Source organism: Nocardia heshunensis (genome assembly GCF_054782115.1).
Genome location: NZ_BAAGTC010000009.1, coordinates 1,413,991 through 1,428,633 on the forward strand (window position 1 = coordinate 1,413,991; position 14,643 = coordinate 1,428,633).

16 protein-coding genes are annotated in these 14,643 nt (G+C 68.0%); 9 read left to right on the forward strand and 7 right to left on the reverse strand.

Translation table 11 applies throughout. The features are described from left to right. Positions 1-65 precede the first annotated feature (65 nt). Positions 66-1,106 carry an ATP-binding protein gene (locus ACYVN4_RS34780; RefSeq protein WP_460726501.1) on the forward strand — a complete coding sequence of 347 codons (1,041 nt, stop codon included), beginning with the start codon at positions 66-68 and terminating at the stop codon, positions 1,104-1,106. A 2-nt stretch (positions 1,107-1,108) separates the two neighbouring features. After that, positions 1,109-2,938 (forward strand): vWA domain-containing protein, encoded by a 1,830-nt coding sequence (locus ACYVN4_RS34785; protein ID WP_460726503.1) that lies wholly within the window; start codon positions 1,109-1,111, stop codon positions 2,936-2,938. 17 nt (positions 2,939-2,955) lie between these two features. Here the strand turns inward: ACYVN4_RS34785 and ACYVN4_RS34790 are convergent, their stop codons facing one another. Continuing rightward, entirely contained in the window at positions 2,956-3,144 is a 189-nt protein-coding gene (locus ACYVN4_RS34790) for a hypothetical protein (protein ID WP_460726505.1), read from the reverse strand. Positions 3,145-3,188: 44 nt separating this feature from the next. On the opposite strand from ACYVN4_RS34790, the gene ACYVN4_RS34795 reads away from it, so the two are divergent. Further along, positions 3,189-3,953: a DUF5134 domain-containing protein gene (locus ACYVN4_RS34795; RefSeq protein ID WP_460726507.1), complete on the forward strand. Its 765-nt coding sequence runs from the start codon at positions 3,189-3,191 to the stop codon at positions 3,951-3,953. 103 nt (positions 3,954-4,056) lie between these two features. Then, positions 4,057-5,283 (forward strand): aminotransferase family protein, encoded by a 1,227-nt coding sequence (locus ACYVN4_RS34800; protein WP_460726509.1) that lies wholly within the window; start codon positions 4,057-4,059, stop codon positions 5,281-5,283. Positions 5,284-5,372: 89 nt separating this feature from the next. Here ACYVN4_RS34800 and ACYVN4_RS34805 read toward each other — a convergent pair whose 3' ends face one another. After that, positions 5,373-6,935: an MFS transporter gene (locus ACYVN4_RS34805; RefSeq protein WP_460726845.1), complete on the reverse strand. Its 1,563-nt coding sequence runs from the start codon at positions 6,933-6,935 to the stop codon at positions 5,373-5,375. Positions 6,936-7,073: 138 nt separating this feature from the next. Between ACYVN4_RS34805 and ACYVN4_RS34810 the strand changes: the two genes are divergently transcribed. Continuing rightward, positions 7,074-7,427: a VOC family protein gene (locus ACYVN4_RS34810; RefSeq protein WP_460726511.1), complete on the forward strand. Its 354-nt coding sequence runs from the start codon at positions 7,074-7,076 to the stop codon at positions 7,425-7,427. On the opposite strand, the gene ACYVN4_RS34815 is transcribed toward ACYVN4_RS34810, so the two are convergent. The 4 genes from ACYVN4_RS34815 to ACYVN4_RS34830 form a co-directional block, all read right to left on the reverse strand. Next, complete coding sequence (locus ACYVN4_RS34815; protein WP_460726513.1) at positions 7,424-8,116, reverse strand: PhzF family phenazine biosynthesis protein; 693 nt, start codon at positions 8,114-8,116, stop codon at positions 7,424-7,426. The two genes, ACYVN4_RS34810 and ACYVN4_RS34815, sit on opposite strands and share 4 nt — an antisense overlap. Positions 8,117-8,137: 21 nt before the next feature. Beyond that, a complete protein-coding gene (locus tag ACYVN4_RS34820) occupies positions 8,138-8,887 on the reverse strand; it encodes an HNH endonuclease family protein (protein WP_460726515.1) in 750 nt (249 codons plus the stop codon). Positions 8,888-9,025: 138 nt separating this feature from the next. Then, a complete protein-coding gene (locus ACYVN4_RS34825; RefSeq protein ID WP_460726518.1) occupies positions 9,026-9,565 on the reverse strand; it encodes a carboxymuconolactone decarboxylase family protein in 540 nt (179 codons plus the stop codon). 46 nt (positions 9,566-9,611) lie between these two features. Continuing rightward, the gene (locus ACYVN4_RS34830; RefSeq protein ID WP_379355482.1) at positions 9,612-10,199 is read right to left on the reverse strand and encodes a peroxiredoxin; all 588 of its coding nucleotides are present in this window, start codon (positions 10,197-10,199) and stop codon (positions 9,612-9,614) included. A 113-nt stretch (positions 10,200-10,312) separates the two neighbouring features. Here ACYVN4_RS34830 and ACYVN4_RS34835 point away from each other — a divergent pair, with 113 nt between their 5' ends. The 4 genes from ACYVN4_RS34835 to ACYVN4_RS34850 all read left to right on the forward strand — a co-directional run bounded on the left by ACYVN4_RS34835 (position 10,313) and on the right by ACYVN4_RS34850 (position 14,180). After that, on the forward strand, positions 10,313-11,221 hold the full coding sequence (locus ACYVN4_RS34835; RefSeq protein WP_460726520.1) for a LysR substrate-binding domain-containing protein: 909 nt from the start codon (positions 10,313-10,315) through the stop codon (positions 11,219-11,221). A gap of 88 nt (positions 11,222-11,309) precedes the next feature. Further along, the gene (locus ACYVN4_RS34840; protein ID WP_460726522.1) at positions 11,310-12,095 is read left to right on the forward strand and encodes an MBL fold metallo-hydrolase; all 786 of its coding nucleotides are present in this window, start codon (positions 11,310-11,312) and stop codon (positions 12,093-12,095) included. After that, the gene (locus tag ACYVN4_RS34845) at positions 12,092-12,550 is read left to right on the forward strand and encodes a gamma-glutamylcyclotransferase family protein (RefSeq protein ID WP_460726524.1); all 459 of its coding nucleotides are present in this window, start codon (positions 12,092-12,094) and stop codon (positions 12,548-12,550) included. Before ACYVN4_RS34840 ends, ACYVN4_RS34845 begins: the two co-directional genes overlap by 4 nt. Before the next feature lie 34 nt (positions 12,551-12,584). After that, positions 12,585-14,180 (forward strand): acyl-CoA synthetase, encoded by a 1,596-nt coding sequence (locus ACYVN4_RS34850; RefSeq protein ID WP_460726526.1) that lies wholly within the window; start codon positions 12,585-12,587, stop codon positions 14,178-14,180. Here ACYVN4_RS34850 and ACYVN4_RS34855 read toward each other — a convergent pair whose 3' ends face one another. Next, positions 14,181-14,618, reverse strand: a complete 438-nt coding sequence (locus ACYVN4_RS34855; protein WP_460726529.1) for an RpiB/LacA/LacB family sugar-phosphate isomerase — start codon at positions 14,616-14,618, stop codon at positions 14,181-14,183. It lies immediately after the preceding gene. Between the last annotated feature and the right edge of the window lie 25 nt (positions 14,619-14,643).

Sequence of the window (14,643 nt, forward strand, 5' to 3'; positions counted from 1 at the left end):
GGGGAGCGCTTCTACCCTGGGGTTCTCATTCGACCTGAAAGGACCACTTGGAAGCGACTGTCACGGTGACTCCGGATCAGTTGCCGGAGCTGCTGCTGCACATCGCGGTGGTGCGTCCGGTCTTTCTGTGGGGAGCGCCCGGAATCGGAAAGAGTTCGCTGGTGCGGGCTTTCGCCGACGAGCTCGGCGTGGAGTGCGTCACCCTGCTGGGCACCCAGCTCGCGCCCGAGGATCTCATCGGCGTGCCGCAGATCGTGGGGGACCGCAGCCGTTTCGCGCCGCCGGAGATGATCGCGCGCGAACAGCCCTACTGCCTGTTTCTCGATGAACTCAATGCCGCACCCGCCGAGGTGCAGAAGTCCTTCTACTCGCTGATCCTGGATCGGCGCATCGGCAGCTACGAACTGCCCGCCGGTTCGGTGGTGATCGGGGCCGGTAACCGCGCCACCGACAACGCGCTCGCCCGCCCCATGGCCTCGGCGCTGGTCAACCGCATGGTGCACGTGCACCTGCGCGCCGAGGTCGACGACTGGCTGAAGTGGGCCGCGGGCAACGACATTCACCCGTGGATCGTCGAATACGTCATGCAGCGGCCCGATCACCTGTGGTCGCAGCCGCCCAAGACCGAACAGCCCTTCTCCACGCCGCGCGGCTGGCACATGCTCTCGGACGCCCTGCACTCCTACGGCACCGAGATCGACGACACCGTGCTGTGGGTGCTGGCGTCCGGAATCCTCACCACCGCACACGCTTCCGGTTTCCGCGCCTTCGTCAAGACCGTGCGCCACGCGTACGACCTGGAGGCGGTCATCAAGGGTGACGCGGGTTGGCCGCGCAATCCGGCCGACCGCGACCTGTTGTACTTCCTGTCGGAGGCCTTCCGTGCCCGGCTGATCAAGGAACTGCCCGATTCCCGCGAGCATGTGTCGGCGGGTTTGAAGCGATTCGTGTTGCGCGCCAAGACCATGCTCACCGAACTGGCCGAGATCTCGGTGGAGTGCGCGCAATTGGTGATCGCCTCCGATGACGACGGCCTGCCCGTGCTGCCGTCCTGGTTCTTGGTGGAGGTCACCCGCGACCTGCCCCGCCTGGCCGCGCGGCGGTAACCATGTCCGGACGCTCGAATCGCAAGCGCGGCAAGGTGATCGACCCGTGGCGCGAGAACCGCGAGGCCGGGTGGCGGCAGGTCAACGGGCTCGCCGTCTTCGGGCGGATGAGCTGCCACCTCTACGAGGACGAAGCCCGCCTGCCCCAGGACGTGTGGGCGGTCGTCTCACCGCACGGTGCGGTGCGCTGCAACCCGAAACAGCGCGGTACCGCCGACGAATGGGCGTGGGTGTTCGCACACCTGCTGCTGCACCTGGGCTTCGGCCATGTCGATCCGCGGGATGCCCCCGAGCGGGCGCTGACGGCGAATACCTACGCGCGCACCTGGATCGACGCACCCCACGAACCGCATCCGGTCTACCGTGCCGCCTGCTGCACGATCGTCGATCACTACCTGCTGACCCTCAAGATCGGCCAGCCGCCCGAACCGCTGCCGCCCCCGCCCGGCGGCTCCGACGAATCGGCGCTGGCCGAACGCTGGTGGCAGACCAGCGTGCCGGAGCCCTATCGCCGCCCCGAGTTCCCGGACTTCTTCATCGGCACCGCCGAGCTGGCGAAAAGTCACGACCATCAAACCCATTTCGCGATCGGTATCGGCGAGGCGGCCCGCAACGCGCTCGCCGAGGCCGGTCACGACGTCACCCGCGGCCGGGCCGCGCAGATGCGGGTGTGGGACCGCGCGCTGAACTGGTTCGTCTCCTCGTATCCGTTGCTGGGCGCGCTGGCCGCCGGAATGAAGATCGTCGCCGACGCGGATGTGGCGCGCGGCTGGGACATTTCGATCGCCGCGGTCAATGCCGAAGCGGCCGAGATCTACATCAATCCGCTCGCCGGGCTCTCCGACGAGGAGTGGAAGTTCGTGCTCGCCCACGAGATGCTGCACGCGGCACTACGCCACGGTGAACGCGCGGGCTGGCGCGACCACTACCTGTTCAATGTCGCCTGCGACTACGTGGTCAACGGCTGGCTCGTCGAGATGGGTGTGGGGCAACTGCCCGAAGGACTGCTCTACGACCCGGAACTGAAGGGCCTGTCCGCCGAACAGATCTACGACCGCATCGCCACCGACCTGCGGCGGCTACGCAAGATCGCCACCCTGCGCGGGCGCGGCAAGGGCGACATCTTCGGAGAACCGCTGCCGCACAGCCACACTCCCGGCCGCTACCTCGACCTGGACGAGTACTACCGCAATGCGATGTGCACCGGGCTGGCGTATCACCAGTCCAGTGGCCGCGGCCTGCTGCCCGCCGGACTCGAACAGGAGATCCGCGCCCTCGATCAGCCGCCGCTGCCCTGGGACGCCCAGCTGGCGCAGTGGTTCGACGAGCACATCCCGGCCGTGGAGAAGCGCCGCAGCTACGCGCGCGCCTCGCGGCGGCAGTCCTCGACGCCCGATATTCCGCGGCCGGCGTGGGTGCGGCCGGAGGAAGCGGTGCGGCTGCCCACCTTCGGTGTCGTGCTGGACACCTCGGGGTCGATGTCGGCCGCGCTCATGGGCAAGGGTCTCGGCGCGATCGCCTCCTATGCCACCGCCCGGGACGTGCCGCGTGCCCGCGTGGTCTACTGCGACGCGGCCGCCCACGACGCCGGATACCTGCCGGTGGACGAGATCGCCGCAGGTGTCCGGGTGCGCGGGCGCGGCGGCACGGTGTTGCAACCGGGCATCCGCCTGCTCGAACGCGCCGACGACTTCCCGCCCGACGGGCCGATCCTGGTGATCACCGACGGCATGATCGATGTGTTGCGCATCCGCCACGAGCACGCCTTCCTCATTCCAGCCGGGGCGTCCCTGCCGTTCCGCCCGCACGGGCCGGTGTTCCGAATCCGCTGACCCCCAGCGGATTCCGCTCACTTCCGGGATTTGCCCTGGCCCATGCTCGCCTCCAATGCGCTCAACCGCGCATCGAAGCCGCGCATCTCCTGCAGAATGCCCTTCATCGCCTCGGTCATCTGCTCGACCGAGTAGCGCAGCAGGTTCAGGTTCGCTCGTAAGTCGGCGATGGGGTCGATCTCTTCGGCGTTCGGGCGCGGCCGCATTGGGTACTCCTCTGTTTATTCGTCAGCGGAGCAACCGTTGCAGGGTGAGGGCACCGAGTGAATCGGCCGGGGAATCGGTCACCCAGTGGCGGTGCGGGGGCGGCGGATTCGGCAGCGCAAGGGCGGACGCGTTCCGCCCCGCCGGTGTCACCATGGAAGTGGAAGCCGATCGCCGCGGTGAGAGGTGGTGGGATGCGGTGGAATTCGTGGAGCAGTACGGGGTACTGCGCTGGATTGCGGTGATCTCCTTCTGTACGGCGGCCGTCATCGTGGTCGTCAGGCTGGGGCAGGGCCGGGAGTGGGCCCGTGCGAGTGCGGATCAGAGCTCGGATGCCGCGCACTTGCTGATGTGCCTGGTCATGCTGGGAATGCTGGTGTTTCCGGCGGCCGTCGACCCGGGCGCGGTGCGCGGGGTGCTGACGGCCATGGTGGTGGTGTACACCCTGGTGCTGGGAGATCGAATGCTGCGGTGGCGCAGCGGGATCGCGGCGGTCGACAGCGGGGGCAAGGTCGGCGCGTTCGCGTATCACGTGGTGACGGCCGCGGCGATGCTGTACGCGATGAGCGGGCACGGGTCGCACGGGCAGATGGTGATGCGTGGGCACGGGGGGCCCGCGCCCGCACCGATGTACGCCCTGGCGGCCCTGTTCGCGGTGGACGCGCTCGTCATGGCCGTGCCCGCCCTGCGCGCCCGATTGCCACGGGTATTCCCGCACCCCATGGGGACGCCCGGATCACTGACCGTCATCCCGCACCTGGTGATGGATCTCGGTACCGCCTACATGCTGGTGGCCGCCGCGGCCGCCTGACCCGGGGGCCGTTCGACCTGATCACCGTCGAAATGGTGAGATAGAGAGGTTGAGTCGGTTCGCCCGATTGGGTGTGGCCGGTGCCGGGTGATGGAGGTGCTTGATGGGTTCGCTGTGGCATGGCTTCGCCGATATGGGCGCGGTCGAGCGTGACGGTGCGTTCGTGGTGACGCGCGGCGAGGGTGCGTACATCTGGGACGAGGGTGGCACGCAGTACCTCGACGCCACCGGCGGACTCTGGTTCGCCAATATCGGTCACGGCCGTCGCGAGATCGGCGACGCGGTGGCCGCGCAGCTGACCCAGGTCGCGCACTACTCCAACTTCGGTGACTTCGCCGCCCCGGTGACCCGTGATCTGGCCGAACGGCTCTCCGCGCTCGCGCCCGTCCCCGGCAGCAAGATCTTCTTCACCTCCGGCGGCTCCGACGGCATCGACACCGCCGCCAAGCTGGCCCGCCGCTACTGGCAGGAGATGGGCCGCCCCGAGAAGACCATCCTGGTCGGCCGCCAGAAGGCGTACCACGGCATGCACGTCGGCGGCACCTCGCTGGCCGGTATTCCGGTCAACGGCGAGGGCTACACGGGCGTGTTCATGCCCGACACCCGCACCATCGAATGGGATCAGGCCAAGGGCCTGACCGCGCTCATCGAAGAGGTCGGAGCCGACCGCATCGCGGCCTTCTTCGCCGAACCCATCATCGGCGCGGGCGGCGTCTACCTGCCGCCGGAGGGCTACCTCACCGAGGTCCGCAAGATCTGCCGCGACAACGACATCCTCTTCGTCGCCGACGAGGTCGTCACCGGCTTCGGTCGCATCGGCGGATCCTGGTTCGCCTCTTCGCGTTTCGGCCTCGAACCCGACATCATGACCACCGCCAAGGGCCTCACCTCCGGGTACGTCCCGATGGGCGCGGTCTTCATCGCCCCCCGCATCGCCGAGCCGTTCTTCTCCGGCGGCGTGTGGTGGCGGCACGGCTACACCTACGGCGGCCACGCCGGAGCGGCCGCCGCGGCGATGGCCAACCTCGACATCTTCGAGCGCGAGAACCTCCTCGATGCCAGCAAGAACCTGGAATCGCTGCTGCACGAGCACTTCTCGCCGCTGGCTGACCACCCCCGCGTCGCCGAGGTACGCAGCGGCCTGGGCGCGGTCGCCGCCGTCCAGCTCGCCGACCCGGCCGAAGCCCTGCCCATGGTGAAAACCCTCCGCGCCCACGGCGTCTCGACCCGCGCCGCCGGCCAGGGAGCCCTCCAGATCTCCCCGACCTTCGTCATCACCGAGGCCCAGGTCGCCGAGATGGCCGCCCGCTTCGCCGCCGCCCTCGGCTGATCACCCCGTCATCCCAGCGTGCTTTTGGCTGGGATCCACACCTACGGGGTGGATTCCGGCCAAAAGCACGCCGGAATGACGGTTGAGGCTCAGTGCCCGCCGGAGAGTTCACCGGCGGGCACGTGCCGTAGTCGAGCCACCGCCAGCACGGCCACCGCGATCGCGCCGATGGCCGCGACACCGCCGGTGATGTGGACGCCGTGGATGAAGGCCGCGCGAGCGGCCGACAGCACCGTGTCGCCCAGCTCGGCGGGGAGCGTGCCCGCCACCTGGACCGCCTCGCCCAGTGTCTCGCGCACGGCGTCCGCCCCCGGCACGTTGTGCGGCAGGGTGTCGGCCAGGTCGCTGCGGTAGATGGCCAGGCTGATGCTGCCCAGGATCGAGATGCCCAGGGCGCCACCGAGTTCCGCGCCGGTTTCGGAGACGCCGGAGGCGGCGCCGGCCTGTTCCGGGGGAGCCGAGCCGACGATCAGTTCGGTGGTGATGCCGAAGACCGGGGCCAGGCCCAGGGCGATGAGCAGGGAGGCGATCACCGCCAAGGCTGGGCCGCCGGTTACCGACAGCTGCGTCAGCATGACCAATCCGATTGCGGCCAGCACCATTCCGGCGCCGATCAGATAGGCCGGGCGGAGCACCCGCACGATGCGCGGGGCCGCCTGCGAGCCGACGATGAAGCCGATATTGGACGGGGCCATTGCCAGACCGGCGGCGAGCGGGGTCATACCCAGGACCAGCTGGAAGTACTGGGCCACGAACAGGAAATAGCCGAAGGCCACGAAGATGGCGATCACATTGATGCCCAAGGCGGTTCGGAACGCGCCCAGCCGGAACAGGCTCAGATCCAGCATGGGATCCGGCCGGGTGCGCTGACGGCGCACGAACAGGACGCCCGCCGCGACTCCCACCACGACCGCCACCAGCGGTATCGTGCCGAATCCGTCTTCCGCAACCTTCTTCATGGCCAGCACCAGCGAGATCATGGCGACCACGCTCAACGCGGCACTGACCAGATCGAGCCGCCCGGCCTCGGCATCGCGGAACTCCGGCAGCACCCGCGGCCCGAGTATCAGCAGCAGCGCCATCACCGGGACGGCCAGGAAGAACACCGAACCCCACCAGAAGTGCTCCAGCAGTACGCCACCCAGCAGCGGGCCCACCACGCCGCCGGCGGAGAACGCGCTCACCCAGGTGCCGACCGCCAGCGAGCGTTGTCGGGTATCGCGGAACATGTTGAAGATCAACGAGAGCGTCGAGGGCGCGATGGTGGCCCCGGCGATGCCGAGCAGCGCCCGGCACACGATCAGGAATTCGGCGCTGGGGGAGAACGCCGCGACGATCGAGACCACGCCGAAGAACGCCGCGCCCAACAGCAACAGCCGTCGCCGACCGATGCGATCACCGAGCGTGCCCATGGTGATCAGCAGACCGGCCAGCATGAACCCGTAAACGTCGATGATCCACAGCAGTTCGGTGCTGCTGGGATGCAGTGTCTCGCTGATCTGCGGCACGGCCAGGTGCAGCACGGTCAGGTCCATCGCGTAGACCAGGCAGGCCAGCGCCAGCACCGCGAGGCCGATCCATTCGCGTCGTCCAGCCTTGGGCTGCCCGATCGAATCCGCCCGCTCGGATCCGGCGAGCGCGGTCGAGGGCATGCCGGTGTCCACGGCGAATGGTCCTTCCGATCGAGGGTGAGCTGCTGCCGATGAAGACGGCCGAGACTCCACCTTCTCATCGCCCACCGACACGTTCGCAACCGAATTTCCCGGCAGTACCAGCGGTACGCTGCGGGAATGGTCGAATTCGAGAGTTACCGGGCCAACCTCGAGGTGGCTGATCTCACCCCCACCGTCGAATTCCTGCGCGATGTCCTCGGTTTCACCGTGGAGGTGCACGAACCCACGATGGGTCTGGCGCTGCTGCGGCGGGAGGAGGTCGGTCTCGGCATCGTCGCCACCCCGAACCCCGCCGTCAACGAGACCACCGCCGGGTACGTCGGCGTGGCCGATGTGGATGCTCTGCATGCACACTGCGTGTTACACAACGCCGATATCGTTACGGGCCTGACCGAACATCCCTGGGGCCTGCGCGATTTCGTGCTCCGCATTCCCGGCGGGCACCGTCTCGCCTTCGGTCAGCGGATCTAGATGACGATCGGGTGATCGGCGACCACGCGCCCGCCGACGCGGGCCCAGCCGTCGGAATCCCATTCGGTGAAGATCTGTGAACCCGCGCCCTGGGTGATGTTCAACCCCCGGGTGAGCAGCGCGGTGAGGCGGATGGCGGCCGCGCCGGTGGCCTCGTCCTCGGGAACTCCCATGGCGGGGGCGAACATTCGGGCGCGCGCCGCCCCGCGCGCCTCATTGGTCCAGCCCCAGCAGTAGTGCTGGCCCTCGGGGAAGTCCGCCGGGTCCAGGGTGCCGATCTCGGCGGTGTCCTCGAACTGGTGGAACTCGAAATTGGGCGCCCATTCGGCGCGGGCGCGGGCCCAGGTCAGCCCGTCGGTGAGGGAGACCTCGACCGGCCCGGCGGGGACGTCGAGGATCTTGACCGGCTGCTGCTGGTCATTGAGCCACCACGCGGTGCCGACACTCGGATGCCCGGCGAAGGGGAGTTCGACGGCCGGGGTGTAGATGCGCATCCGCGCCCGCCCTTCCGCCGGATCGTCCACCACCACCGTCTCGCTGAAGCCGACCCGGGCCGCGAGCGCCTGGTGATCGACATTCTCGACGGCCGCGCGGCGCACGATGCCGAGGTGATTGCCGAAGCGTCCGGCCGGGTCGGTGAACACGCGCACGACTTCGATTTGAGCGCCATCGCTTTCCGGAACGGTCATGCCACGCGAGCTTACCGACAGTTATCGATTCGCGGGAGCCGTACAACTGTCGAGCATGTCCGCCAGGGCGCTCTTCTCGGTGGGTTGCACGGTCAGACCCCAGCGCGCCTTCACGCTGATCCAGCGGCGCGCGTAATCGCACCAGTACGCCTGCCGCGGCTTCCACTGGTCGGGGGTCTTGGAGCCCTTGTCCTGATTGGCCTGTTTCTGCACCGCCAGCAGATTGCCCACATCGTTGGCGAATCGCTCGCGCTGATCGGCCTGCCAGCCGGACGCGCCCGAACGCCAGGCGTCCCCGAGCGCCACCACGTGATCGATCTCGATGTCCGAGGCGCGGAACCGGTCGTAGGGCAGTCGCTCCCCGCTGTACGGGTCGATCAGCGTGCCCGACAGCACCAGACACGAATTACTGTCTCCCACACGTTCTTCCGTGAGGTCGCGCTTCATCACCGCCTCGCGGGCGGTGCAGCCGTCGGGCAGTACCGGTTCGCCGCCGCGGCCCGACCAGCCGGGGCCGAAGGCATTGCGCTGGTAGGACTCCCAATTGCGGTTCCAGGCAACGGTGAGGCGGTCGAGTCCGGTGCGCGCCTGGGCGGTGTCCAGCAGTGGCGTGCCGGTGCTGCCGCCGATCGGGGCGGCGCTGGAGTCCGGGTTGTCGTGCCGGTCCAGCCACAGCGCCGTCGCGCCCGCCGCGACTACGAGCAGGATGACCGAGGAGGCCAGGAAGGTGCGACTGCGACGCCGGGCAGGGGTCCGGGAGCGCGGGGGCATGCGGGGGAGTCTAGGTCGGCATTCCGGGCCGACCCGGCATTGTTGCCGACCAGTGACCCGATTGCAGCAATCTATTGGCAAATAAGAAAGGGGCTGTACACCCGCAGGCGTACAGCCCCTTCCGGGGTCGTGCTCGAATCAGACGGTGGCCGGAGCCAGCGCCTCGGTGGAGGCGACAGCCTGGCCGACACCGGCCACGATTGCCGCCGCCCGCAACGCCTCGAAGATCACCTCGCGCGACACGCCCGCCTCACGCAGCGTGCCCTCGTGCGCCTCCAGGCAGTGCCCGCAGCCGTTGATCGAGGACACCGCGAACGACCAGAGTTCGAAATCCGCCTTGTCCACACCCGGATTGCCGATGATCTGCATGCGCAGGCCCGCCCGCAGATCGTCGTAGCGGCCCTCGAGGAACGCCTTGCCGCGGTAGAACACATTGTTCATGCCCATGATCGACGCGGCACCGAGCGCGGCGTTGTACGCCTCGGCCGAGAGCACCCCGGCCGCCTCCTCGGCGATCTCCCGCAGCGTGGTGGCCGAGCGGGTGGCCGCCGCCGACGCCAGCAGGGTGCCCCACAACTGCTGTTCGTTGAGCACGGTGGTGCGCGACAGCGAGGACAGGTTGAGCTTCAGATCCTTGGCGTACTCGGGTAGCGAGTTCTTCAGATTTTCGATGGTCACGACGAATTCCCTTGCGAGTGCTGGCGGTTGGAAAAAGGCTCGGGTCTTACACCGAGGCGGTCATGAGCTCGCCGGCCTTGATGGTCGGGTCGCCCTTCTTCCAGTTGCACGCGCACAATTCGTCGGACTGCAGGGCGTCGAGCACGCGCAGCACCTCGTCCACATTGCGGCCCACCGAGCCCGCCGTCACCGACACGAACTGGATCTCGTTGTTCGGGTCGACGATGAAGGTGGCCCGGTCGGCGACGCCGTCGGCATTGAGAACACCGGTGGCGGCGGCCAATTCGCGCTTGAGGTCGCTCAGCATGGGGAACGGCAGGGTCTTGAGCTCCTCGTGCTGGGCACGCCACTGGAAGTGCACGAACTCGTTGTCGACCGAAGCGCCGAGCACCTGCGCGTCGCGGTCGGCGAACTCGTCGTTCAGCTTGCCGAACGCGGCGATCTCGGTCGGGCACACGAAGGTGAAGTCCTTGGGCCAGAAGAAGACGATGCGCCACTTGCCCACGTAGTCGTCGCTCGAGATCTGGGTGAAGTAGTCGTCGGGCTGCTGAGCGTTCACCTTCGAGAGATCACCGCCGATGACTGCCGTCAGGTTGTAGGCGGGGAACTGGTCGCCGATGGTCAGCAGGGCCATGCTTGCTCCTCATATGTAGTCGTACCGATTGTGTCGAGACCTATATACGATTCTTGATCCTGGCCGAACTGCTGTGACAGGTAAACGTGATCGGTCGCACTACACTCATAGGCGTGACTGATCAGTCTTATCAGCCCACCCTGTCACAGCTGCGTGCGTTCGTGGCCATCGCGGAATACCGGCACTTCGGCACCGCGGCGACCCGGCTGGGCGTGAGCCAACCCACGCTATCGCAGGCCCTGGCATCACTGGAAAACGGACTGGGGCTCCAATTGATCGAGCGCAGCACCCGGCGGGTGCTGGTCACCGTGGACGGGAAACGGCTACTGCCGCAAGCCATTGCCACCCTCGAAGCCGCTGACCGATTTGTCGCATCCGCGGCAGGTGAGGGGATCGGAGTCGCGCTCCGGCTGGGCATCATCCCGACCGTCGCGCCTTACGTGCTGCCCACCCTGCTGCCCGAATTGCGCAGGCGAATGCCCACTTTGGTGCCGCACATCATCGAGGATCAGACCGCGCGGCTGCTGTCCGGCCTGCGCTCGGGCGTGCTCGACGTGGCCTTGCTCGCACTTCCCGCCGACGCCACGGGGCTGGTCGAGATACCGCTCTATACCGAGACGTTCGTGTTGGTGCTGCCGCGCGGGCACCAGCTCGCCGGGCGCTCCGATCTGAAACCCGCCGAACTGGACGCGCTTCCGCTGCTGCTCCTCGACGAGGGGCACTGCTTGCGCGATCAGACCCTGGACCTGTGCCGGGCCGCGGAGGCGCACCCGGGCGCGGTCGGCGATACTCGGGCGGCGTCGCTGGGCACCGTGGTGCAGTGCGTGGCAGGCGGTCTCGGGGTGACCCTGATCCCGGCCATGGCAGTCGGCGCGGAAACCGCCCGCGGCACCTTGGATATCGCCACCTTCGCCGCGCCCGCGCCGGGGCGCACCGTCGGGCTGGCGTTTCGTTCGTCCACCGCGCGGGGCGAGGACTACGACCTGTTGGCGGAGATCATTCGCGAGTGTCGACCCGACTGAATTGTCTGGTTGCCGCGATGACCGGCGTCCGGACATAACCGGCACCTGCGCGGTTGCGTCACCCCAGACCGTCTGAAACGCTCGGGCCATGCGGATTCACCATCTGAACTGCGGCACCATGGGATTCGGCCTGGTCGACCATTGTCTGCTCGTCGAGACGCGGGACGCGCTCGTCCTCGTCGACACCGGGTTCGGGGTGGCCACGGTGCGGCAGCCCGGAAAGATGCTGGGTGCCGCCCGGTTCGCGCTGGGACCGCAGTTGCGGGAGGCCGAGACGGCGGTGTATCAGATCCGGTCGCTCGGCTACGACCCGCGCGATGTCCGCCACATCATCCTGACCCACCTCGACCTCGACCATTCCGGCGGACTCTCGGACTTCCCCGAGGCGACCGTGCACGTGCACGGACCCGAATTCCGGGCCGCCACCGCCAAACCCACGCTGTCGGAGAAGCTGCGCTATCGGGCGGCGCAGTGGTCGCACGGGCCGAAGTGGATGGTCAACGAGGTGGAGGGGGCCGAGGAATGGTTCGGCTTCACCGCCGTCCGCGATCTGCCGGGGCTGCCGCCGGAGATCCTGGTGGTGCCACTGGCCGGGCACACCCGCGGGCACGCCGGGGTGGCCATCGATCACGGCAACGGTTGGCTGCTGCACGCCGGTGACGCCTTCGTCACCGAGTCCAGCGTTCATCCCGAGGAGTCGTTCACGCCCTTCGGCTGGAAGATGTACGAGACCGGGGCCATCGTGGGTGAGGCGTACCGGGCCAATCAGCGGCGACTGCGGGAGCTGCGCAAGCGCCACGGCGATCAGGTGACGGTCATCAATTCCCACGACGCGGGGATCTTCTCCCGCGTCGCGCGTACAGTCGGCCGATGACCGACCGGTGGGCACGGAAAATTCCGTTCGCGAGTGATCCGCTGTTCGTCTACGGGACCTTGCGGTTCGGTGCCGTACTCACCGAATTGATCGGGCGCGTACCGGAAATGGAGTCGGCCCGGCTGTTCGGGCGGCGCGCGGCCGCCCTGCCGGGGCGCGTCTATCCGGGACTGGTGACCGCGCCGGACAGCGTGACCGACGGATTCCTGCTCACCGGGCTCACCGCCGACGAATGGCGGGTGCTCGACGAGTTCGAGGACGACGAATACAACCTGGTGCCGGTGTCCGTCACGGCGGGACACCGGGTCGGGTACGCGTGGACGTATGCCTGGCGGGCCGAAGTGGCGGACCACGACTGGTCGGCGGCGGCGTTCGAGGCCGAGCAGCTGCCCCGCTACGTCGGCAAATGCGCTGCGTGGCGGCGGAATCCGGTCCTGTTCAGCGAGACTGTATGACGCGCGCCACACTCATGCGGTAGAAGTTGGACGCATGGATGTACACGGTAGTGATCTCACGGTGGCGGGTGCGCGCTCACAGGCGCTCGGAGATCTGCTGCGGCGCAGCGCCGCCCGGGTCCCCGACAAGGTCGCGCTGGTGTGGCACGAGCGCCGCGAGACCTACGCCCAGCTCGACACGGCCGTGAACCGGGTCGCGCACAGTCTGGCCGATCGCGGTGTGGCGCAGGGGGATCGGGTCGCGATCTTCGCGCACAACTGCCGTGAGTTCGTGCTGGTGTACTTCGCGTTGGCGCGGCTGGGCGCGATCTCGGTGCCCATCAACTTCATGCTCACCGCCGACGAGGTCGCGTTCATCCTCGAGCACAGCGGGGCCGTCGCCCTGATCACCGAGGACGGCCTGGCGCACACCGCCGAGGCCGCGGTGAAACAGCTGGGCGACAGCGAGATCCGGCTGTTCGGCTGGATCGATCTGGCCGGGCTGCCCGTCGCCGCAGGCTGGGAGGACGTCCGCGACTGGGAAGGCCACTCCGACACCGGTGCGCCCGAGGTGTTCGTCGGCGATGACGACCCGATCCAGATCATGTACACCTCCGGCACGGAATCCCGCCCCAAGGGCGCCGTGCTGTCGAGCCGCGCTTTGATCGCCCAGTACACCAGCGTCGTGGTGGACGGCCGAATGAGCGCCGACGACATCGAAGTCCACGCCCTGCCGCTGTATCACTGCGCCCAGCTGCACTGCTTCCTCACCCCCGACCTGTGGCTCGGCGCCACCAGCATCCTGCTACCCGGCCCCGACCCCGCCACCGTGCTGCGCACCATCGAAACCGAGCGCGCCACCAAACTCTTCTGCCCGCCCACGGTGTGGGTCTCCCTGCTCCGCCACCCCGACTTCGACAACTACGACCTGTCCTCGCTGCGCAAGGGCTACTACGGCGCGAGCATCATGCCCGTCGAAGTCCTGCACGAACTCTCGGAGCGACTACCCGGCGTCGGCCTGACCAACTTCTACGGCCAAACCGAACTCGCGCCCCTGGCAACCGTTCTCGCCCCCGAGGACCAACTCACCAAACCCGGGTCCGCGGGCCGCCCGGCGCTGAACGTCGAAACCCGCGTGGTCGACGACGACGATGTCCCCGTCGGAGTCGGCGTCATCGGCGAAATCGTCCACCGCTCCCCGCAAGCCATGCTCGGCTACTGGAACGACCCCGCCAAAACCGCGGAAGCCTTCCGCGGCGGCTGGTTCCACAGCGGCGACCTCGGCATCCTCGATGCCGACGGCTACCTCTCCGTCGTCGACCGCAAGAAGGACATGATCAAAACCGGTGGCGAGAACGTAGCCAGCCGCGAAGTCGAAGAGGTCCTCTACGAACACCACGACATCTCCGAGGCAGCCGTAGTCGGCATCCCCCACCCGCACTGGATCGAGGCCGTCACCGCGATCGTGGTGGCCCGCACCGGAACCGATCCCGATCACGCCGCCGTCATCGCCCACTGCAAACAACGCCTCGCGGGCTACAAGGTGCCCAAGTACATCACCTTCGTCGAGTCCCTCCCCAAGAACCCCAGCGGCAAGATCCTCAAACGCGAGTTGCGTACCCAGCACGCACATCTCGCCACCGAAGCCTGATCACTCGATCCGATCCACGTGCGCGATATTCGCGCGATCGCCGGGATCCCCGCTCGGGACCCCGGCGAACCAGGCATCGAGAATCTCGCCGAGCTGCGCCCGCGACGTCAGCCGCAAACTCAGCGCCAGCACATTCGCGTCATTCCACTTGCGCGCCCCCTCAGCGGAATACGCGTCCACACACAATGCCGCCCGCACCCCCGCAACCTTGTTCGCCGCAATCGACGCCCCGGTCCCGGTCCAGCAGCACACCACCGCCTGCTCCGCCCGCCCCTCGGCCACATCCCGAGCGGCAGCCTCACTGGCCCAAGCCCAGTCGTCCCGCTCCTGCGGCTCGAGCGCACCGTGCACACGTACCTCGTGCCCGCGCGCCCGCAATTCCTCCACCACGGCCGACGCCACCCCCGTGTCCTCGTCGGCGGCTACCGAAATCCTCATGGATGCAGTATCGGCGCTGAGCTCG

Bases quoted from the DNA above. Each gene is read 5' to 3' on its own strand.
- ACYVN4_RS34805 (WP_460726845.1), bottom strand. From the start codon at position 6,935: ATGCCCTCGACCGCGCTCGCCGGATCCGAGCGGGCGGATTCGATCGGG.
- ACYVN4_RS34845 (WP_460726524.1), top strand. From the start codon at position 12,092: ATGACCGACCGGTGGGCACGGAAAATTCCGTTCGCGAGTGATCCGCTG.
- ACYVN4_RS34815 (WP_460726513.1), bottom strand. From the start codon at position 8,116: ATGACCGTTCCGGAAAGCGATGGCGCTCAAATCGAAGTCGTGCGCGTG.
- ACYVN4_RS34810 (WP_460726511.1), top strand. From the start codon at position 7,074: ATGGTCGAATTCGAGAGTTACCGGGCCAACCTCGAGGTGGCTGATCTC.
- ACYVN4_RS34800 (WP_460726509.1), top strand. From the start codon at position 4,057: ATGGGTTCGCTGTGGCATGGCTTCGCCGATATGGGCGCGGTCGAGCGT.
- ACYVN4_RS34820 (WP_460726515.1), bottom strand. From the start codon at position 8,887: ATGCCCCCGCGCTCCCGGACCCCTGCCCGGCGTCGCAGTCGCACCTTC.
- ACYVN4_RS34855 (WP_460726529.1), bottom strand. From the start codon at position 14,618: ATGAGGATTTCGGTAGCCGCCGACGAGGACACGGGGGTGGCGTCGGCC.
- ACYVN4_RS34785 (WP_460726503.1), top strand. From the start codon at position 1,109: ATGTCCGGACGCTCGAATCGCAAGCGCGGCAAGGTGATCGACCCGTGG.
- ACYVN4_RS34830 (WP_379355482.1), bottom strand. From the start codon at position 10,199: ATGGCCCTGCTGACCATCGGCGACCAGTTCCCCGCCTACAACCTGACG.
- ACYVN4_RS34840 (WP_460726522.1), top strand. From the start codon at position 11,310: ATGCGGATTCACCATCTGAACTGCGGCACCATGGGATTCGGCCTGGTC.
- ACYVN4_RS34790 (WP_460726505.1), bottom strand. From the start codon at position 3,144: ATGCGGCCGCGCCCGAACGCCGAAGAGATCGACCCCATCGCCGACTTA.
- ACYVN4_RS34850 (WP_460726526.1), top strand. From the start codon at position 12,585: ATGGATGTACACGGTAGTGATCTCACGGTGGCGGGTGCGCGCTCACAG.